Below are 19,822 nucleotides of genomic sequence, written 5' to 3'. Positions count from 1 at the left end.
ATTACAACCGGATATCAACATGACTTTATTTACACGCACTCTTACCGCTTTAGCAATTGTTGCCACCATTTCTGGATGCAATACTGAAGTTGATCCTACCGTACCATTGCCAAGCTACCCTGATCCCATTAAGCCTGGGCCCAGTGTTGAGTTTTCAACACAAATCGCGGGATTGAACGTAACGGGCATGATCGATTCTGTGGTGATCAGTGACCTTGAAGGAAATCAAAAGTTAGCCAGCGTTGAGTCCTTTAAAGGTATTCAATACGCTGAACAGGCTCGTTTTGAACACAGCACACTAGTTGACGATTACGCAGATGGCGTTGATGCCACACAGTTTGGTGACTCTTGTCCCCAGCAGGAAGAAATGACGACTCAGCAAACAAGTGAAGACTGTTTGTATCTGAATATATGGCGTCCCCAAGGCACTCTAGAACATGAAGAACTACCTGTGTATGTGTTCATTCATGGCGGCGACTTTGAATATGGCTCTGGCTCAGAACCTCTGATCCAAGGTGATACTGTGGTCGCACAAGGTGATGATGACGGTAAAGGTTTCGTTTATGTAAGTTTTAACTATCGTTTGGGTCTACTAGGCAGCTATAGAGGTAAAGGCGACGATATTTCTACTAATGGCAATTTTGGTTTAGGTGACCAAATGCGCGCTCTTGAGTGGGTTAACAAGCACATCGGGCAATTTGGCGGCAATGCCAATAACATTACTGTTGTTGGGCAAGGCTCTGGAGCAATGTCCGTCGGTATTCTACAAGGAGAAATGGAGCGTGAATCTAACAGTCGCGATTACCACTTTTCGAATGCGATTATGCAGAGTAACCCTTATGGGTATGAGTATAAAGATGATACCGCTGCAGAAAACTTTAGAAGTTCCATCTGTTCCGCATTTGATATGAGTGTACCCGTAGTTGGTGGCTGTAACCCATTAAAAAATATCGATAAAGTATTAAAAAGCACAGATTCGACAGACTTAGACACACTACTCGAAGGTCAAGCGTCCTTGCTTTCTCCTGTGAACACTCTAGTTCGATGGCTTACCGACAACATCAGCATAGGTGACGACTCCGTAACGTCTACTCCAATGCACCATCTTATGCCATTTGCACCTTATATTGAAATTGAAGAGGGCCAAGACGAAAATGAGACAAGTAACAATGTGCTGTTTACCGAGCAACCTTTACAAAAAGGCTTCACTGTACCAACAGCACTAGGCAATAACGCCAATGAATCCAACACCTTTGGCATGCTACCCAGCCTGACATTCTTAATTCCCGTGATTATCTGTGAAGTCGAGCCTAGCTTATGCGGCGAGGAGGAAGAATCATTTACAAGTAGCGATTTAGACCAGTTTGCAGATGCTTTAGCTCAGTGGAGTACTCCAGAGAACATTACCGCATTAGAGCATCAGATTGCTGCAATGAACAAAGAAGAGATCACAAGCAAATCTATTGAGCTACCTGAATCTGCCTATGAAGCGATCACCACCCTATTCTTTGGTCGGTCCAACGCAACGGGCAGCGAGCGCCTATTGAGGCTTGCTGATTACTACCCAGAATCCGAAAGCGATTTGGGCGGTGCTCTTGCCAACATGAGCATGTTTAAAATGATGCTAAACGACATGTTGTTCACTGGCCCTGCTCGCAAAGTGACACAAGATGCGACTGAAGACGCGATACTCTACTACTTCGACGTAAAACCAAGCTTCAATGTATGGGGTTCACCAGCAGGTAATGGCAGCATAATTAAAGAAGTCGCGTGTATCCTAGGCTCGTGCAATGGTTCTGAACTGCCATTTGTGTTCAACAAGGCTTACAGACTCGATGGTTCACCTATGAATCCATCAAGCAAAGAAGCAGCACTCATGAATCGCATGTCTCGCCTGTGGTTTAGTCCAGAGCTATTTAAAGACACACAATACTATCGCTCTAACGGAAACGATAATGTGCTGGTCATTGATATTAACGATGGGTTTATCCCTCAGTCCGATTGGGATAAGACCACCAACCCAGGTGTGGATCCTGTTCTGCGCAATGGCCGTCTTACGGGTCTGGACTCTATAGGCTTGCTCCTAGGCTACATCCATTAGTTTCTAGTTCTTGAGCATGAAGCTTTAAAGGCCAGCTTTCTCGCCTTTGTAACACTTATTTAGCAAGGTCTATCTCCAAAATGAATCTTTTTAGAGCCTTATCTTTGTTGGGGTTTGCGCTGCTCGTTTCTGGCTGCGCCCAACAATTTCCAGATGTCGAAAAGGAATTTGAACAAAACTGGGTACCAACACAATATTCGGGTCATGCCTATCTTTTGCCAACCGCAAAAGACGCATTTGCACAACGTGTATCACTGATCCGCCAAGCCAACTCATCCATAGACATGACATACTTCTCATGGGAGTCAGACACTCTTGGGTTGGTACTGTTTAACGAAGTAAAAGCCGCAGCTGATCGAGGCGTGCGCGTTCGACTTACTCTAGATGACTTATTAGTGTTTAACGACAAATGGCTAGCTGAACTTAATACTCACCCTAACATCGATATAAAACTGTTTAACCCCTTCCATTCAAGAAAGCTTGGATGGTTGGGACGGGCAGCGGAGTTTACCTCTCACCAGCAACAACTCGACAATCGACTTCACGAGAAATATTTCAATGTTGACCAAAACAGAATGATTCTCGGTGGGCGTAATGTTGGTGATGCCTATTTTGGATACCACAAACAGGCCAATTTTTTTGACATGGATACCTTGTTTAAGGGTGACATCATCACCGCTTTCGCTGCGCACTTTAATCATATGTGGGACAGCAGTTATGTTGTCGACATAAGTGAACTCATAGAAGCCAACCCTGATAAACCGTATAAACACTTTGAGCGCTTACTAGAAGAACAAACCCATAAAAACAGCGCTGTCATAGAAAATATCGAGCGCAGCGTTGATGCATTGCCATTACCCCAATTTGTCGACGTTAGTGTACGTCCGGTGTTTGATTCTCTCGAGAAAGTCGAGACCAACAAACCCTACTTTCGAACTCGAGCAGAGCGCGCCATTGAAAGTGAACTCAACCATGCCAAAACGGCGGTGATCTCTACACCTTACCTACTGCCAACGGATGGGCACTTTAGGGTGATAGATCAACTGGTGAACAATGATGCTCAGGTGACGTTAATCACTAACTCATCTGCCTCAAATGATTCAGGCTTTGTACCGGCATACTACGAAAAATACCGAAAAGCACTGCTCGGTAAGGGCGTTCATATGTTGGAGTACAAGGACGACGCCTTTAATGACGACCATTATTATCACGCCAATACTTACTATCACAATAAGACACTGGTATTGGATAATCGCGTCACCTTTATTGGCTCTTCCAATTTTGATCCACGCTCCGATTTCTTGAACGTTGAATTTGGCGTGTTTGTCGAAAGCCCTGAGTTTGCCGAGCAGGTGATCAACTACCTTACCCATCAACAACAGAAGAAGTTTTGGCAGGTAACGCTGACTGACAATGATGAAATCATTTGGACATCTGGAGGCAAGGTGCACACTGGGAACCCCAACTATGGTCGTTGGCATGAGATCCCCAATGGACTTTTTAGACTGCTTAACGGTGAATTTGAGCTATAGTTTCGCTAGCGGTTAGAGCCTACTACAAGCTGGCTCTAATCGCTTCGATAGAATCATGAAGTGCGGCTCTTATGGATTTTTTCACCTCACGATTTTGTTTAGAGTGAGGACACCATAGTGCAATACCAAACTTGAAGCCCTCTCGCATTTCATCAATGTCTAACGGCTCAATATTTTGTGTTACGTATTCAGATTTGGTGATCAATTTAGGTAGAAATGCCCATCCAAAGTCCTCACTCACAAGTTTGATCACCATTGCCAGCTGATCAATTTCTTCATGAATAGAGCTAAGGACGATTTTTTCGCCAAGGTCTTCTTCTACAAAAACTCGTAGTACAAATTGCCTTTCTCTGCTCAATTGAGACACCACCTTATCTTTAGGGATTTCGGTGTACTTACCCCCTTTTTTAACAAAAGGTAAAAACTCAATATGGCCCAAAAACGATGAATCAAAGCTGTGTATCGCGCGGCTTTCATGAATGTTCGTTAGACCGAAATCTATCGACCCATCTAATATTCCTTGCTTAATCTCCGCTTTATTTCTGACGATGAAATTCACTCTCATCAATGGAAAATCTTTCATCAACCTGTCACGGATATCAAATAACACTTGGTGTGGTAAAAAGCTTGGGTAGGCAATAGTCACGTTTTCCATACCGCCATAAGACAAGCTAAGTGCAACCTTATCAAAAGTGCGAGCTTGCTCTATAGCTTGTTTGGCATAGTGATACAGAAATACACCATCTTCTGTTGGCTCAACTCTGCGCCCTATACGCTCAAACAATGTAACGGCCAATTGGTCCTCAAGGTTGGTGACAACCTGCCCGATTGTTGTCCGGTGCTTGTTGAGCTTTACCGCGGCTTTGCTGAATGACAGCTCGTCGAAAACGGTGACAAATGCAAGCAGCTGTTCATAACTAAAATTCATCTGTACCTCGTGCCGATAATTTCTGATTGTTGATTAAACAGACAGTCTTTAAGAGTGCCATTGACATTTAGTGTACCTTTTATTGAGCGCCAAGAAACGAGAAAAACCAATCAGAGGGAGTCTGATTGGTTTAAGGTTCGTTCTATGTATTTTACGCGAGACGTTTAGGAATAAAGTTATGGGTGGGTTCCACCATCTCATATTGAGCGTTAATTATTTCTAGCTCTCTTGCGTTGCTTTCGTGCGTCACTTCCAACACACCATACACCGCATTGGCCGCATGCTTAAACGCTTCTACCGGCGAAAGCTGGTTGATTAAGCTGGCAGTAAATACCGCAGTTGTTAACTCCCCAGCGCCTGATGGCGGTTTAGCAAACTCTAAATACGGCCGCTGCAACACATAACACCCTTTTCGAGTCGCCAGCAGAGTAGTAAATTGCCCATCAGACAATGTATGCACATGCTTCACCAAAACCAACTTGGGGCCGTAATCTAGCACCTTTTTGCAGGCAGTAATGACATCGTAGAGGGAGTTGATTTTCATCCCCACACATTGTGCTAACTCATACTGAGACGGAACAAACACATCCGCTATGGTTAGAAGCTTAAAAGAACCCTCTTTTGCTCGTGCTTTAAGATCATCACACTGTCCTTCAGTGTCGAGCATTTCGGGTTCATAGACATACATTGCATTCGGATTAAGCAGCTTCACTTTATTGACTGTTTCCGCCACTGCATGACATTGATCGGTCGTACTTAAGTAGCCAGAGATGACCGCATCAAATTGACTAAGCTGTTCAATATTGTCCAACCCATGAATAAGTTGCCGTATGTTGTCAGCGCTAATAGGGCTACACGCTACCCCTTGCTCATAATGACTGCCGTTGGAGTAATGCGCTGTATAAATTGGGGAAACATCAATCCCCATTCTTTGCATTGGAAACACCATGCTACTGTTTCCTGCATGCCCGTACACCACATGACTCTGGATGGAAAGTACGCTTTTCATATCGACCTCAGTGTTCTACTCATTTGTGATGCATTCATCGATCACTTTGAAACGAATAATAACGACCCAGGTCAGATTGTTTGAATACCAATTGAATGACCGCATCATTCAAACGATGGTCTATGCGTTACAATGCTGATGCGTCTGCCTCCAGCACTTCACCACGCCTATCTCTGCCCCTCGAACAGACCTAACCCGACTATCTATTTAAACAGATGCTCAGTTTGACGGATCTCATCATCCAAATGGGATTAACAAGGTCGCAAGTCATTCATTTATAGTTCTGCAAATAAACACTCTAGGATTCCACTATGTACACAATGCCTCACGAGATGGTTTGGGGAGAAGTTTACTTTCCTCCACTGTTGTTAGTTGTAGCGCTTGCTTACTTGGCCACAGTAACCGTCGGTATACTTGTCACTAAGTTTGGACTTCACAAATACGTTGGTTTTCCTGCCATCGCTGAAATCAGTTTAATCATCATCTTGGTTGGCATCATTGGCCAATTCATCACTATAGTTTGAGGCAAGGCATTATGATCAAACGCTATTTCATCACCCTTTTCCTTGTCGTTGCGGCCATTTCGGTGATTTACACTCATCAGAGAGTCAACGTTAACTCTCCATGGACGAGAGACGGACAAGTTAGCGCTGAGATAATATCCATTGCGCCGCGCGTAACCGGACCAGTAACCAAAATTCACGTATCTGACAATTCTCATGTGAAAGCGGGTGATTTACTGTTTGAGATTGACCCGAGTCTATACGTCACCACCCGCAACAAGATGCAAGCTTCACTTAACCAAGCAAAGGCACTATTAGACAAAGCCAAAAATGAAGCCACTCGTGCGTTTAATTTGGAGCAACGTACCTCTGGCGCGCTGGCCGAACTAACGCTGAATAATCTGCGCAATGCAGTCGACACAGCTCAAGCCAATGTCGATCTCGCACAAGCGAGTTTGGACGAAGCCACGCTCAATGTTGAGTTCACCAAAGTGTATGCACCAACAGATGGATTTGTAACCAATTTAAACCTTCGTCGCGGCTCTCAAGTGGTTGCCAACTCGCCAGTTTTTGCCCTCATCGACGAGCACAGCTTTTGGATTGAAGGGTATTTCAAAGAGACAGACCTCGTTAATGTCGCGCCTAATGACATCGCCCTTGTCACCTTATTGTCCCAGCAGGGTATTGTTCTTGAGGGCGAAGTCGAAAGCATAGGGTACGGAATTGCTAAACAAGACGGCAGCACGGGCAATAACTTACTCCCTAACGTTAATCCAACTTTTCAGTGGATCCGCCTTGCACAACGTATCCCAATTAAGGTGAAACTTAACAGCAAGCCTGCGGATATACAGCTGCGGGTTGGCATGAGCGCGTCAATAAAAATCATTAAGCAGCCCACCTAACAAAGCGAGAGATCAGCATGTTGAACTCTTCCACAAAAGAAGCGATAAAAGTCGCGCTATCCATTATTGTGGCCTTGTGTCTGGCCATTTGGTTTCAATGGGAAAAGCCTTATTGGGCGGCTATTGCTGTGGGTGTAATGGCACTTAACGAAACGTTCGCCCATGCAATCAACAAAGGCTATAACCGACTTATAGGGACGTTGTTGGGCACTGTCTTCGCGTTTATTCTTATCAGTATGTTTTCTCAAAACCCAACCCTGTTTTTAAGCATTTTCACCCTACTGCTCGCATTCAGTATTTTTATGTCGTCTGATGAACAGTATGGCTATATATTTTCAATGGCATTTACGGTGTGCGCGATTGTCTCCTGCATGGGGCAGTTTGATGGTGAAACAACGTTCTACTTCGCTATTTTGCGCTTTCAAGAAACCATGTTGGGTGTGGTCACCTATTCGGTCATATTTCAACTGCTTTGGCCGGTTAACACCGAAAAAGGGTTTTCGCAAAAATTCACCGAAGCGGTAGAAGAACTCATCGCTTCCATTCACAAACCACAGCTTACCGAAGAGGGTGTGCACGAAAGCATTGCGAACATAGAGATGCTGCGAAAGATCCTCAATATGCCTCTCACTGGAAGTTATGTATTACGCCACCATCGTAAACATTGGATACAAAGAATCGCCGAAATGCGAGCTATCTATGGAGCGTTACAGCAGCGCCTTGAGTCTTCCGAAGTCAACTGGACCGCGCTACTCGACTCCTTAGAACAGTTCGACAGCAAACACCCTCAACTATCACTGTTGTCTGAAGGTGTCGGTATAGTTGCAAATGATCCTAGTACGTCGTGGCACCAAGAAAAACGAACCTTTATCCAACACCTGCATCAAGACTATAAGCGAGTCATGCAAGGGGTCTGTATGTTTTTGGCCTCAATTGTTATTTGGATTTATCTGCCCGTTCCAGGAGGGGCTATTTTTCCGATGCTCGCGGGAATTTTGGCCAGTCAACTGCCGACATTACCACCAACAACGATTAGAGATGCCGCAATGGGCGTGCTAGGCACAGGCTCAGTTGTATTACTTGAGTACGTGTTTATCATGCCGTACTTTACAGAGCTGTGGCAGTTAGCTTTGTTCTACTTTGTAAACACGCTAGTGATTTGGGAGCTGTTCTCGAGTCCGCCACTGATGATACATAGAATCTTGGGCATAAATCTGCTGGTAGTTTTAACTTCTGGCGCTTTAAATCTCACACCCGTGTATAGCATTGAAATGCCTCTGTTTATGATGGTGAATATTTTGATGATGCTAATGATTGCTAAGATATTCACCGACATTTTTAATCCTGCACCTCACCGCTAATCTCAACCTCTGTGCAGCCAATTGACGCAATAAAAAAAGCGAACCTATAAAATAGGGCTCGCTTTATAATTCTGTAGACATTGCAGGATAAATAGCCCGCTATAGGCAACTAGGCTACTTGCCTGTCTGATGAAAAATTTGCTCTGTCTCAAGCGAGGTCATTGTGCGAATTTGACGCCACATGTAATAAAAAATGCCCATCATCATTAGTGTGCTTGGAATGGCGATTACAGGGTAACTGTATAGCGTTAACTTACCCAACTCTTCATTGAAGGCCGCAGTCCCAGCAGGACTTGTAACGATATAAGTTGCCAAGATGTAGTTCATCACCGATGAAAAGCCAAACGTACTTGCAAACAAGTAGTTAGAGTTCATTAAGCTGCGTTCAAATGCTTGCTTTGTCCCGTTTAATTTAAGTTTCTCTTCGATCAATGCGATGTTCAAGATGGTGTCATTAAAAATAAATCGCTGAACCAGAGGCTTGCTTGTAAACGTTGAGGCAAGAACGGCAACGCCAATAATGCCTGGAATTAATGCTTCTTTAAGCGCTAACCATTTGGTATCGAGTTCGAGTAAGCCGATCCCGCCAGTCAGAAGTACACTGACAAAACCCAGTACCGCAATGAAATTCACTTTTTTGTTGCGAACCAACTCCAAACCACCATAAGCGACAGGAAATGCCAACGCCACGATCAGTGAAAGCACAATACCTAAGTGCTCTTCCCCGCTCAGTTTCATTAAGATTAAAGAAGGGATCAAAACGTTAAAGATGATTTCAAAAAGTGGATTTGAAGTTTTAGTGGTGTTATCTGTCATGGTTACGTGCAGTGAATGCGATACATTAATTTATTAGTGGGTGATTGTTCCTTGCTTGGTCACGGTTGTAAAGTAAATAAACCGCGCCATCTGTCTCAAACAGTTGCAAGCGTCACGATAAAGGAAAAATTCACTTTGCTCGCGACTCCCCTCGTCCCGCTTATTTCTGCTTTGCACTTGTAGCAGTTTGATACAACTCTGAGCAATTTATTGACGTACTGCCGACTTTACCTGCATTTGATAGTGATAACGTCTAAGAGTGCACTGACGCTGGTAACCGCTGTTAGAGCGTCACAAAGACGATGTTAATTATCGAAATTGATTCGATACTATAGGAATATTATTGAGACTTAAATCACACTAATAGAGCAAATGGGCTTTCATACATTGTAATTACTTCCTACGACCCCATCTCTTAAATGCACCTATTTTGTCTTAACGCACCTTTTTACGTTACCGTTTTTGAGTCAATATGAAATAGGAGAGCGAATGAGCTTATTCTTACGTGCTGCAGCCCTATCTTTACTAGTGCTAACGCGGGTACCGGCATTTGCCGCGCTACCAAGTGCTCCAAACGCCGACAATGCTCGAACAAACAGTCAAGGTCAGGTATGTGCCACACGATTCAAGCGCAGCTTGAGCGGACTTTATGGTATCCCTAACCACAACGTTACCCCACTTCAACCTTATACCGATTTCGACATGCTTTACAGCAAAGCACATCAGGCCCAAGCTGAGCTCGAAACATTATGTAAAAGTACCGCATTACTCACTTCGTCCAACGCGTATTTTGCAGGAGCGAAATCCTCAGAACGAGCGAAACAAAAGGTCCAATACGAATTAGATGGTAAAGCAGAACGCATCACCGATCTGGCTAGAGCCACCATTGTCGCGAACGACATCCCTAGTCTGGTTAATGTATTCGAAGTCTTAGAGCGTGAAGCGACCATCGTAAAAGTCAAAAATCGTTTTAAGAAACCAACCGCTTCTGGTTATCGCGATTTGAATGTGCTGGTGCAACTGCCCAAAACCAACATCATTGCTGAAGTACAGCTTCATTTAAAGGACATTGCAGAGGTTAAAAATGGACCAGAGCACGATATTTATGAGCAGGTTCAGCGTATAGAGCGCCTAGCGGCGAGTGAAAACAGAAGCTATAACGATATGGAGCTAGCCCAATTAAAACGATTTCGCAGTATCTCCAAAAATCTCTATCAAAATGCGTGGGTACCTTATGTAACCACCAACATTGAAGCCGCCTAAGCGCATACCTATGAGCTAATATGGCGAATAGATGACGCTTGAAACTAGATGCTTCAGTGACCAATACCAATAAGCAGTAACCAATGAGCAGTAAAAAGGCGCGATGAATCATCATCGCGCCTTTTTCATAAATATCGTTCAGGTATATGACTTTGGCTACTCCAAAGTATTAACGAGAGTAACGTCTAATTGGATTCATTCAAACGCAGTTTTTTAGCCAGTGGCTCAATGGCGCCGCCTTGAATAAACACCGAGATCAAAACGACAAAAAATACCATATTGACGATAGTCATCGAATGAGGAACTCCGGCTGCAGCGGGTATTAACGCAAAGACTATCGGGGTTGCACCTTTTAAACCAATCGCAGAAACAAACAGTCGCTTTCTCCAACTGGCGCTTGGGAACAATAAATAGCACAGCTGCACTGCGAGAGGCCGCGCGACAAATACCAACAATAATGCAGGGACCAGCGATGACCAAAACACGCTATATAACTGTTGCGGGAAAATTTGCAGACCAAGCACAATAAACATCAGAGCTTGAGCAAGCCAAGAAACGCTGTTGAAAAAGTGCTTACTGACCTCACGGCCTCGCTTCACACCGTTGCCGACAACCACGCCAAAGACATAAGAGGCGAGTAAAATGTTGCCACCTAAAAACTCAGCGCCGTAGGTCGCTAAGATAAATCCGCACAATAGAAATACTGGGATCAGCCCGTACTCTTCTAATTTAATATGGTTAAGCAGCCATACGCTAAGCCAGCCCACACCTCCAGCAATAAGCAGCGCAACAGATATTTGCACGACTAGATCGATGCCGATATCCATAGCGGCCATACTGGTACCACTTGTTAGTGCCACTTGAGTGAGTAGCACCACCAGTATCAATGCTACTGGGTCATTGGTTGCCGATTCAAACTCTAAAATTGTGTCGGTTTGCTCTTTGAGTTTTAATTTTTTGGATTGCAGTATGGAAAACACCGCAGCGGCGTCCGTCGACGAAACAATGGCGGCAAAGAGCAAACAATATAGTAGTGGATAACCCATAAGAGTCGACACTAGCACCGCTAAAATACCTGTGGTGAGGAGCACTCCTAGCGTCGACAACACGCCACCTTCTTTGAACGCGACGCGGACGTTACTCATGGGCGTATTAAGTCCACCGACAAAAACAATAATGTTTAGCGCAATAGTGCCCACTAACGATGTCAGGGCGAGGTCGTCATAGACGAAATTAAACTCACCATTACCAATTGATAAACCCACACCCATAAAAATAAGCAGCGATGGGATGCCCAACGTGCGCGATGGGTGGTGCAATAAAATACCGACACCGACTAGCGCGGCAATTCCTATCAGTACCAATTGGTATGACATCTAATCTCCTTTATTTCGTGAAGTTCTAACTGACACCGTTAATTGTACATCCTCCGCCGACACAGAGGATGAAATTCGTGTCAATTCTTTCTGTTTCAATTCCCTAAGGTGCAGATTTTGCGGACATTAGACTCTAAAGTTGAAGCTCCATCTTATAGTCGTCCATAACATAGCCAGCGCCAATATCAGCGACAATCTCTTCGATCACCTTAAAGCCAATGCGCTTGTAAGCCGCGATGGAGTGTTCGTTGTATTTATTCACAGTGAGGAAAATGGTGTCTAGCTGATGAGCGTGAGCTAATTGTTTAATGAAGTCCACCGCACGTCCACCTATGCCGGCCCCCCGCTGACTAGACAACACATAAATTTTACTCAAGAACAATTGATTAGCTTGTAGCTTAATGCCTATATATCCTATGGATTGCTCGTTGAGCTTAATGAGATAGTAATGATTATTGTCGTCTTGTATTTCTTGTTGAACGGTTGCCTGAGAATGGATGTTAGCCAGCATATAACTGACTTGCTTAGCACCAATGATGGGGGTGTAGTGCTCGGTCCAGATGATATTAGCGAGTTCGACAACAGTGTCGACTTGACTTGGCTCCGAGACTCTTTCGAAAATAATGTCCATATTCCCTCTTGAAACACTACCCATAGAGACACTGTTGAGAGATACCTTAAGAGATAGCGTTATTTACCTAACGATTGAGTCCTTAGGATAATCGATTTTATCGTATTCGGCACTACCCTCTGAACAGGTGGTGAATCTAAACACTTCTAGCGCCTAATTTTAAACAAAAAAAAGCGTCCGAAGACGCTATAAACTTGGGCAGTTTTGTAAAAAGTGCCACGCATGGACGTAGCACAAAAAACCGTTATACCTGCTCTGTCGCCTTTAGCTTCAGACGCATGGCGTGTAATACAGGTTCGGTGTAACCACTTGGTTGCGCACATCCTTCAAACACAAGTTCGCAGGCTGCGCTAAACGCAATACTTTGCTCAAAGTTAGGCGACATGGCTCGATAGTTAGGATCCCCAGCGTTTTGCCCATCCACCACTTTGGCCATACGTTGCATGCTGGCCATCACCTGCTCTTTGCTGCAGATCCCGTGATGGATCCAATTTGCTAAATGTTGACTAGAAATACGCAATGTTGCTCTGTCTTCCATTAAGCCTACATCGTTGATGTCAGGCACTTTAGAACATCCCACTCCCTGGTCAATCCAACGAACAACGTACCCCAAAATCCCTTGAGCGTTATTATCGAGCTCATTTTGGATTTCACTGTCGGTGAGTGTTTGGTCCCCTAGCAGAGGTATGGTTAGGATGTCATCGACATTGGCACGAAGCCTTTGGCTCAGCTCTTTTTGGCGACTTGGTACGCTCACTTGGTGGTAATGCAATGCATGTAGCGTCGCAGCCGTCGGCGAAGGTACCCATGCCGTATTGGCACCCGCTTGAGGGTGAGCAATTTTGGCTTGCATCATCTTCGCCATATTGTCGGGCTCTGGCCACATACCTTTACCAATTTGCGCTTTGCCTTGAAGGCCACACGCAAGCCCCAAATCCACGTTTTGATCTTCATAAGCGCCGATCCATGTCATGGTTTTCAATTGCGCTTTTGGTGCGAAAGGACCGGCTTCCATACTGGTATGAATTTCATCTCCGGTTCTGTCTAAAAATCCAGTGTTGATGAAGACAACTCGTTCTTTGGCTGCGCGAATACACTCTTTAAGATTGACCGATGTGCGGCGCTCTTCATCCATGATCCCCACTTTGATGGTGTTGCGAGGAAGACCTAAGGCATCTTCCACTCGGCAAAACAGCTCCGTAGTAAAGGCAACCTCTTCTGGACCGTGCATTTTGGGTTTTACAATATTGATGCTCGCGGCCGTCGAGTTCTGGTACGGACTGTTACCCTTCAAATCATGCATAGCAATTAAAGAAGTGATCATTGCATCCATTATACCTTCAGGGACTTCATCGCCGTTACCGTCGACTATTGCAGGGTTAGTCATTAGATGCCCTACATTACGAATAAACAGCATACTGCGACCTTTCAAAGCGAGTTCACCGCCCTGAACGCTGGTGTATTGCCTATCTGGGTTGAGCGAACGGGTTAGCGTTTTTCCGTTTTTCTCAAGACGTTCTTGCAGATCCCCTTTCATTAAGCCCAGCCAGTTTTTATAGGCTAAGGCTTTATCTTCACCATCTACTGCAGCGACCGAATCTTCGCAATCCATAATAGTGGTAAGCGCGGCTTCCATTAGGACATCTTTGATCCCAGCGCGGTCTACTCGGCCTATTGGAGTATTAGGGTCAATCTGAATTTCGATGTGTAAATTATTGTGCTTAAGCAATATAGCGCTAGGAGAATCTGGCTCGCCCTGATAGCCCACAAATTGCTCACTATCTATCAATACGACTTCTTCATCATTTTCTAATGTCGCCGTAAGAGCGCGTCCTGCTTTTACGCCGCCAATGCTGTATCCCACAACCTCTTTATGTGATGCCCCATTAAGTGGCGCAGCTTCGTCGAGAAATGCCCTTGCGTACGCGACCACTTTCTCACCGCGAACAGGGTTAAATACTGAGCCTTTCTCTGCACCTTGTTCTTCGCTGATCACGTCGGTGCCGTATAGAGCGTCATATAGGCTGCCCCAACGAGCATTTGCCGCGTTTAGCGCAAAGCGAGCATTCATTATGGGAACGACAAGCTGTGGACCCGCTTGGGTAGCAATTTCAGGCTCAACGTTCTCAGTCGATACTGAAAAGTCGCCCCCTTCTGGCACTAAATAGCCAATATCGGTTAGAAATTGTTTATAGGCCGCGGTATCGAGCGCTTCGCCTTGATGGCCCTTATGCCACTCATCGATTTGCTGTTGCAGCTGATCTCGCTTGTTTAGCAGTGCGCGGTTTTTGGGCGCAAGGTCGGATAAAATTGACTCGAAGGATTGCCAAAACTCATCGGCATTAATGCCCGTCCCAGGAATTGCATGTTGATTAACTAAGTCAAAGAGGGTGCTATCGATGCTCAAGCTTCCCTGTTGAATTCGATTGCTCATAGAATCTCTCTTTTATAATCAAAAACTGTTCTAAAACTGTACAAAAGGCACCAAAATTAATCCAATTTATGCAATTTATATTCGTCATTCATAAAATAAATGGCTATAAATTGGTTACATTTCAACCACTCCGCTTTCAATTTCATTCGCTACGGTTTTAATTAATTGCCGCATCCATTGGTGATCGGGGTTACTTTGCAGCAGCGGACTCCAAGCCATCTTCACCTCAAAGGGCTCAATAGCAAAAGGCGCAGGTTTGATTAACAGCTTGGGATTGTTTCGCTGTGATTGAGCGGCTTTACTAGGAATGGTCAAAATAAGGTTAGGTTGCTGGGCAAACAATACGGCCGACAAATAGTGACGGGTAAACACCGTGATGTTTCGAGTTTTGCCAATGCGCATCAGTGCCTCATCGATCCAGCCGAGTTTTTGAACCTCACTCGGGTTGACCCCAACACCTGTCCCCATACCTGTTTTACTTACCCAGATATGCTGCGCTTTTAAGTAAGACCTAAGATCAAATTGCTCGGCAATTGGGTTGTCTTTACTAAATAGACACGAGAAGCCGTCGTGCCAAAGGCTGACTTGGTGGAAAGACATCGGAATATCGTCAAAGCGGTTAATAATGATGTCGACTGTGCCCTGCTCTACATCCTGATAGCTCACATCACTGGGGGTCATGATGTCGAGACGGATCTTGGGCGCGACCTGACTTAAACGTTGCAATAACGGCTGGATCAAAGTCGACTCAGCGTAGTCACTAGCCATGATCCGGAACACTCTGTTGCTATTTTCTGCATCAAATTCGTGGGTAGGTTGCAGCGCTTTTTCAACATTTGCCAGCACATTTCGGATCACTGGCTGCAGCTTCAAAGCGCGCTCTGTTGGCATCATTCCTTCGCTGGTTCTTACTAGCAATGGGTCTTCAAATAGATCCCTTAACCGTTTGAGTCCATTACTCATTGCCGGCTGAGTGATCCCCAAATGGTTGGCCGCTTGGGTGACATTTCGCATTCTTAGCAAGGTGTCTAAATACACAAGAAGATTAAGGTCAATACGACTAATATTCATATAAAAAATACCGAGTATAAAAACTATAAATTTAATAAATTATCACATAGCTGCTTATACTTTGTCCAAGGTTAGATGTTTCTACGAAGAGAGAACACTCACCGCCAGCTTACAGGAATAGTAAGCAGGAACGCCCAAGAAACTTATAAGAAAGTACCCTACAAAACTAAAGGACGAGTCTATGTCGCAAATCAATCAAGATATCGAAATGATCGAAGTAGCCAAGCGCGCCGCTGGTGCCCCTTGGGACGCAATCAACCCCGAATCTGCTGCTCGAATGCGTGCACAAAACAAATTCAAGACTGGTTTGGATATTGCGCAATACACCGCAGACATTATGCGTGCAGATATGGACGCTTTTGATAAAGATAAGACTCAGTACACCCAATCTTTGGGCTGCTGGCACGGTTTTATCGGCCAACAAAAGCTGATTTCGATTAAAAAGCACTTTGGCGGTAAAACCGACCGTCGTTACCTATACCTGTCTGGTTGGATGGTTGCGGCGCTTCGCTCAGATTTTGGTCCTCTTCCCGACCAGTCTATGCACGAGAAAACCTCGGTTGCAGGCTTGGTTGAAGAGCTATACACCTTCTTGCGCCAAGCGGATGCTCGCGAACTAGGTGGCTTGTTCCGTGCTCTTGATGCGGCTCGCGAAGCCGGTGACGTCAGTCTGCAAGATTCCATTCAAGATCAGATCGACAATCATGTGACCCATGTTGTGCCAATTATTGCCGATATCGATGCTGGATTTGGTAACGCAGAAGCGACTTACCTCATGGCTAAGCAGATGATTGAAGCCGGTGCTTGCTGTCTACAAATCGAAAACCAAGTAGCCGACGAGAAACAGTGTGGGCACCAAGATGGTAAAGTGACAGTCCCTCACGCCGATTTCCACGCCAAACTTCGCGCACTTCGTTACGCCTTCTTAGAGCTGGGCATCGACAACGGTATTATTGTTGCTCGTACCGACTCGCAAGGCGCAGGTTTGACCAAAGAGATTGCGGTGGTTAAAGAGCCAGGCGATCAGGGTGATGTATATAACTCTTACCTAGACGTTGAAGAGATTGATGTAGCAGATATGGCGGAAGGCGACGTATGCTTTAACCGCGACGGTAAACTGGTTCGTCCTAAGCGTCTACCATCAGGCTTGTACCAATTCCGTGAAGGCACGGGGGAAGATCGCTGTGTATTTGACTGTATTGAAGCCATCAATGCTGGCGCAGACCTTTTGTGGATTGAAACCGAAAAACCACACATTGGCCAGATTAAAGAGATGATGGACGGTGTACGTGAAGTTCACCCAGATGCGAAGCTGGTGTACAACAACTCACCTTCATTTAACTGGACCTTAAACTTCCGTCAGCAAACCTATGATGCAATGGTTGAAGCGGGCGAAGACGTATCAGCGTACGATCGTGACAATCTAATGAGCGCAGAGTACGACGAAACTGAGTTGTCTACACGTGCCGATGACCGCATCCGCACATTCCAAGCCGACGCATCACGTGAGGCGAATATTTTCCACCACTTGATAACACTACCGACTTACCACACGGCGGCGCTGTCTACCGACAACCTAGCCAAAGAGTACTTCGGTGACCAAGGCATGTTGGGTTACGTGGCAAACGTTCAGCGTAAAGAGATCCGTCAGGGAATCGCCTGTGTGAAACACCAAAATATGTCGGGCTCTGACATTGGTGATGATCACAAAGAGTACTTTGCCGGTGAGAACGCGCTTAAGGCCGCTGGTGAGAAAAACACCTCGAACCAGTTCTAATACCAATAATCGGATAATGAAAAGCGGCAGAGATGTCGCTTTTTTATCCTCCAACCTTTTGTACGATGAGCCTACTCATTGTTCTATTATAAAAAACGCTGAGAACGATCCTTCACTTCCTGTTTGTAGAGGCCGCTTATGACCACTCTTCCGATGTACTTACAAGATGCAAAACACCTTCTCACCGAGCATGGCTTCACCACCTCAGATGTCTGGTACCACGGTACTACATCTGCATTAGTGCCTTCCATCATGCAATCGGGGTTAAAGCGCTCTGGTGACGAGGCGTTAACCGACGCGGCCCAAAAAACAATGGCTACCATAGGCAACACCTTTACCCCCACCCAAGAGCCCGTATTTCTTACCCAAAGCAAAGAGTTAGCGTATTACTGGGCGACACAGACAGTGCGCGATCGCAGCGTTCGCTTTGAAGGCAGCGAAGAGCCTATTGTATTGGAGGTAACTCTCCCAGCAGAATCTCTTGCGAAAGTTAAGCCAGATGTCGGTGCGATGAGTCTATTAATGATGGACAGTGGCGAGCACTTTATGGCGCACCTAGCGGGCATTTACCAGCAGTGCGACTTCCCTACCCCCGACATCGACCTAAGAAGTGCCGATAGAATGGAGTATCTAAACAAATTAGGCATGGCGTACATCGACCAAGACATTGATCCACAATTTGTCTGCCAGTTACGAGAAACCGTGAGCGAACAGGCTTAACTAGTAGTTTGTGTGGCCGTTGATGCTTCAGTAGTGATTGGCGCTATTGGTGTAGCAGAAAATTGCTGTAATTTGAGCCACGCATAACCACCCGCCAAAACATTCGCTGTTGCCGCGCAGATAACTGTATTTACAACATCGCCGGTGGAGGTGCCAACCCATATCGCAGGCACATACAGCGCAAATAATCTCACCACAGACACCAGCAGCGCGCGTTTGGGCTTACCCAGTGCATTAAACGACGACACCACCAGCATACATAACCCTAATGGTCCGTAGCTAAATGGGATCACCCACAATACAGTGCTAAACCAACCCTGTATTGTTGGGTCATTGTTTATTAATGGAATGAGCAGTGACGAGCCAAAGCCCACAATTACCGCGGCTGAAAAATGAAACAGCAATAAGAACTTGCTTGTCGTGGCGAGCATTTCGTTGATTTTACTGTGCTCTCCTTGCCCTAAATAGCGCCCAATGATCGGTGGCACCGCCATGGTTAACGCCAAAGTGAACACCAACAAAAAGCCCTCAATACGAGCAAGTAAGCTCCAAAATGCAATCGCGTCAGTCCCCAAACTGGAAACAAACACCATGCACAAAAATGCGCTGACTGACGGTAAGGCTTGATTCATCGTGGTGGTCACGGTTAATGCAGCCAGTTGTTTGGCGTGATGTATCGCCTTGAGTGCTCGGCCAATTGGGCTGAACCAATGCTTTTTCCCAGAACTTAGCAGCATATACAAAGTACACGACAAGTAGCCTATGCTAGTGGCTAAAGCGGCCCCTATGATCCCCAAATCCAATCCAAAGATCAGAATCGGATCCAATACCAGGTTCATCAAACTGGCGTAAAGAAACATTTTTCCTGTGGACTTAGAATCTTCGTTGGCCCGAAACACACAAGACACTAGGTACAACGCCGCCACAGAGGTTGCGCTAAACAACCAAAACGGCCAGTAGCGGTTAAAAATAGATTGCAGAACAACATAGTGTTCGCGAGACGCTTCTCCAGAAAGAAATGCATCCAACAAAGGCGCTTTAAGGAGGTACAACACCACACTCAATAGCGCGATAAATATCGTCCCTCCGACTACAGAAAGCGTTGCGATGTTACTGGCTCTAACAGAGTCTTGTGCCCCACTCGCCTGAGAAATGAGCGATGTAGCCGCCACCCCCAGCCCCACTTGGACCCCAATAAACGCAGCTTGGAACGGCAAGGTAATACCATGGATCGCCAATTCATCCACACCAAGCCGACCAATAAAGATTGAGTCCACCAACTGCACCATCATCGTGGCAAATAGCCCAACCGTTAATGGCAAGGTTCGTTGGATAACCAGTCGTAGTGAGGGTGAAATAACAGGCATTAAGGCAGACCTTCTCGAGTATGAATGAGCA

16 protein-coding genes are annotated in these 19,822 nt (G+C 45.5%); 8 read left to right on the top strand and 8 right to left on the bottom strand.

The window, feature by feature from the left end; all coding sequences use genetic code 11:
• Nucleotides 1-19: 19 nt before the first annotated feature.
• Nucleotides 20-2,101 carry a carboxylesterase family protein gene (locus tag JQC93_RS02745; protein ID WP_205156924.1) on the top strand — a complete coding sequence of 694 codons (2,082 nt, stop codon included), beginning with the start codon at nucleotides 20-22 and terminating at the stop codon, nucleotides 2,099-2,101.
• An 80-nt stretch (nucleotides 2,102-2,181) separates the two neighbouring features.
• A complete protein-coding gene (locus JQC93_RS02740) occupies nucleotides 2,182-3,633 on the top strand; it encodes a phospholipase D-like domain-containing protein (RefSeq protein ID WP_205156923.1) in 1,452 nt (483 codons plus the stop codon).
• Nucleotides 3,634-3,655: 22 nt separating this feature from the next.
• Here the strand turns inward: JQC93_RS02740 and JQC93_RS02735 are convergent, their stop codons facing one another.
• Both JQC93_RS02735 and pdxY read right to left on the bottom strand, forming a co-directional pair.
• Entirely contained in the window at nucleotides 3,656-4,561 is a 906-nt protein-coding gene (locus JQC93_RS02735; RefSeq protein ID WP_205156922.1) for a LysR family transcriptional regulator, read from the bottom strand.
• A gap of 151 nt (nucleotides 4,562-4,712) precedes the next feature.
• On the bottom strand, nucleotides 4,713-5,570 hold the full coding sequence (gene pdxY / locus JQC93_RS02730; protein WP_205156921.1) for a pyridoxal kinase: 858 nt from the start codon (nucleotides 5,568-5,570) through the stop codon (nucleotides 4,713-4,715).
• Nucleotides 5,571-5,881: 311 nt separating this feature from the next.
• On the opposite strand from pdxY, the gene JQC93_RS02725 reads away from it, so the two are divergent.
• Genes JQC93_RS02725 through JQC93_RS02715 form a run of 3 tightly spaced genes read left to right on the top strand, consistent with a single transcriptional unit; the run spans nucleotide 5,882 to nucleotide 8,336 of the window.
• The gene (locus JQC93_RS02725; RefSeq protein ID WP_205156920.1) at nucleotides 5,882-6,094 is read left to right on the top strand and encodes a DUF1656 domain-containing protein; all 213 of its coding nucleotides are present in this window, start codon (nucleotides 5,882-5,884) and stop codon (nucleotides 6,092-6,094) included.
• 11 nt (nucleotides 6,095-6,105) lie between these two features.
• Nucleotides 6,106-6,975, top strand: a complete 870-nt coding sequence (locus tag JQC93_RS02720) for an HlyD family secretion protein (protein ID WP_205156919.1) — start codon at nucleotides 6,106-6,108, stop codon at nucleotides 6,973-6,975.
• A gap of 17 nt (nucleotides 6,976-6,992) precedes the next feature.
• Entirely contained in the window at nucleotides 6,993-8,336 is a 1,344-nt protein-coding gene (locus JQC93_RS02715; protein WP_205156918.1) for an FUSC family protein, read from the top strand.
• 114 nt (nucleotides 8,337-8,450) lie between these two features.
• On the opposite strand, the gene JQC93_RS02710 is transcribed toward JQC93_RS02715, so the two are convergent.
• Nucleotides 8,451-9,152: a VC0807 family protein gene (locus JQC93_RS02710; protein ID WP_205156917.1), complete on the bottom strand. Its 702-nt coding sequence runs from the start codon at nucleotides 9,150-9,152 to the stop codon at nucleotides 8,451-8,453.
• Nucleotides 9,153-9,641: 489 nt separating this feature from the next.
• On the opposite strand from JQC93_RS02710, the gene JQC93_RS02705 reads away from it, so the two are divergent.
• The gene (locus JQC93_RS02705; RefSeq protein ID WP_205156916.1) at nucleotides 9,642-10,415 is read left to right on the top strand and encodes a RelA/SpoT domain-containing protein; all 774 of its coding nucleotides are present in this window, start codon (nucleotides 9,642-9,644) and stop codon (nucleotides 10,413-10,415) included.
• Nucleotides 10,416-10,600: 185 nt separating this feature from the next.
• On the opposite strand, the gene JQC93_RS02700 is transcribed toward JQC93_RS02705, so the two are convergent.
• The 4 genes from JQC93_RS02700 to JQC93_RS02685 all read right to left on the bottom strand — a co-directional run bounded on the left by JQC93_RS02700 (nucleotide 10,601) and on the right by JQC93_RS02685 (nucleotide 15,927).
• Nucleotides 10,601-11,791 (bottom strand): potassium/proton antiporter, encoded by a 1,191-nt coding sequence (locus JQC93_RS02700; protein WP_205156915.1) that lies wholly within the window; start codon nucleotides 11,789-11,791, stop codon nucleotides 10,601-10,603.
• A 133-nt stretch (nucleotides 11,792-11,924) separates the two neighbouring features.
• On the bottom strand, nucleotides 11,925-12,422 hold the full coding sequence (locus JQC93_RS02695; RefSeq protein ID WP_205156914.1) for a GNAT family N-acetyltransferase: 498 nt from the start codon (nucleotides 12,420-12,422) through the stop codon (nucleotides 11,925-11,927).
• Between the two features lie 244 nt (nucleotides 12,423-12,666).
• Nucleotides 12,667-14,856 (bottom strand): malate synthase G, encoded by a 2,190-nt coding sequence (locus JQC93_RS02690; RefSeq protein ID WP_205156913.1) that lies wholly within the window; start codon nucleotides 14,854-14,856, stop codon nucleotides 12,667-12,669.
• 114 nt (nucleotides 14,857-14,970) lie between these two features.
• Nucleotides 14,971-15,927 (bottom strand): LysR family transcriptional regulator, encoded by a 957-nt coding sequence (locus JQC93_RS02685; RefSeq protein WP_205156912.1) that lies wholly within the window; start codon nucleotides 15,925-15,927, stop codon nucleotides 14,971-14,973.
• Nucleotides 15,928-16,108: 181 nt separating this feature from the next.
• Between JQC93_RS02685 and JQC93_RS02680 the strand changes: the two genes are divergently transcribed.
• Both JQC93_RS02680 and JQC93_RS02675 read left to right on the top strand, forming a co-directional pair.
• Complete coding sequence (locus JQC93_RS02680) at nucleotides 16,109-17,704, top strand: isocitrate lyase (protein ID WP_205156911.1); 1,596 nt, start codon at nucleotides 16,109-16,111, stop codon at nucleotides 17,702-17,704.
• Nucleotides 17,705-17,842: 138 nt separating this feature from the next.
• Entirely contained in the window at nucleotides 17,843-18,424 is a 582-nt protein-coding gene (locus tag JQC93_RS02675; RefSeq protein WP_205156910.1) for a hypothetical protein, read from the top strand.
• Here JQC93_RS02675 and JQC93_RS02670 read toward each other — a convergent pair.
• Nucleotides 18,421-19,791, bottom strand: coding sequence for an MATE family efflux transporter (locus tag JQC93_RS02670; protein WP_205156909.1), 1,371 nt, complete (start codon nucleotides 19,789-19,791; stop codon nucleotides 18,421-18,423). The genes JQC93_RS02675 and JQC93_RS02670 overlap by 4 nt on opposite strands.
• Nucleotides 19,792-19,822 lie beyond the last annotated feature (31 nt).

Source organism: Vibrio ulleungensis (assembly GCF_016900875.1).
GTDB classification, from domain to species: Bacteria; Pseudomonadota; Gammaproteobacteria; order Enterobacterales; family Vibrionaceae; genus Vibrio; species Vibrio ulleungensis.
The sequence above is the reverse complement of the archived record's forward strand: the minus strand, read 5'-3'. Positions and strand labels throughout refer to the sequence as shown.

Coding starts and splice junctions, on each gene's coding strand:
- JQC93_RS02695 (WP_205156914.1), bottom strand. CDS start 12,422: ATGGACATTATTTTCGAAAGAGTCTCGGAGCCAAGTCAAGTCGACACT.
- JQC93_RS02725 (WP_205156920.1), top strand. CDS start 5,882: ATGTACACAATGCCTCACGAGATGGTTTGGGGAGAAGTTTACTTTCCT.
- JQC93_RS02735 (WP_205156922.1), bottom strand. CDS start 4,561: ATGAATTTTAGTTATGAACAGCTGCTTGCATTTGTCACCGTTTTCGAC.
- JQC93_RS02690 (WP_205156913.1), bottom strand. CDS start 14,856: ATGAGCAATCGAATTCAACAGGGAAGCTTGAGCATCGATAGCACCCTC.
- JQC93_RS02700 (WP_205156915.1), bottom strand. CDS start 11,791: ATGTCATACCAATTGGTACTGATAGGAATTGCCGCGCTAGTCGGTGTC.
- JQC93_RS02715 (WP_205156918.1), top strand. CDS start 6,993: ATGTTGAACTCTTCCACAAAAGAAGCGATAAAAGTCGCGCTATCCATT.
- JQC93_RS02680 (WP_205156911.1), top strand. CDS start 16,109: ATGTCGCAAATCAATCAAGATATCGAAATGATCGAAGTAGCCAAGCGC.
- JQC93_RS02685 (WP_205156912.1), bottom strand. CDS start 15,927: ATGAATATTAGTCGTATTGACCTTAATCTTCTTGTGTATTTAGACACC.
- JQC93_RS02740 (WP_205156923.1), top strand. CDS start 2,182: ATGAATCTTTTTAGAGCCTTATCTTTGTTGGGGTTTGCGCTGCTCGTT.
- JQC93_RS02745 (WP_205156924.1), top strand. CDS start 20: ATGACTTTATTTACACGCACTCTTACCGCTTTAGCAATTGTTGCCACC.
- JQC93_RS02710 (WP_205156917.1), bottom strand. CDS start 9,152: ATGACAGATAACACCACTAAAACTTCAAATCCACTTTTTGAAATCATC.
- JQC93_RS02720 (WP_205156919.1), top strand. CDS start 6,106: ATGATCAAACGCTATTTCATCACCCTTTTCCTTGTCGTTGCGGCCATT.
- JQC93_RS02675 (WP_205156910.1), top strand. CDS start 17,843: ATGACCACTCTTCCGATGTACTTACAAGATGCAAAACACCTTCTCACC.
- JQC93_RS02705 (WP_205156916.1), top strand. CDS start 9,642: ATGAGCTTATTCTTACGTGCTGCAGCCCTATCTTTACTAGTGCTAACG.
- pdxY (WP_205156921.1), bottom strand. CDS start 5,570: ATGAAAAGCGTACTTTCCATCCAGAGTCATGTGGTGTACGGGCATGCA.
- JQC93_RS02670 (WP_205156909.1), bottom strand. CDS start 19,791: ATGCCTGTTATTTCACCCTCACTACGACTGGTTATCCAACGAACCTTG.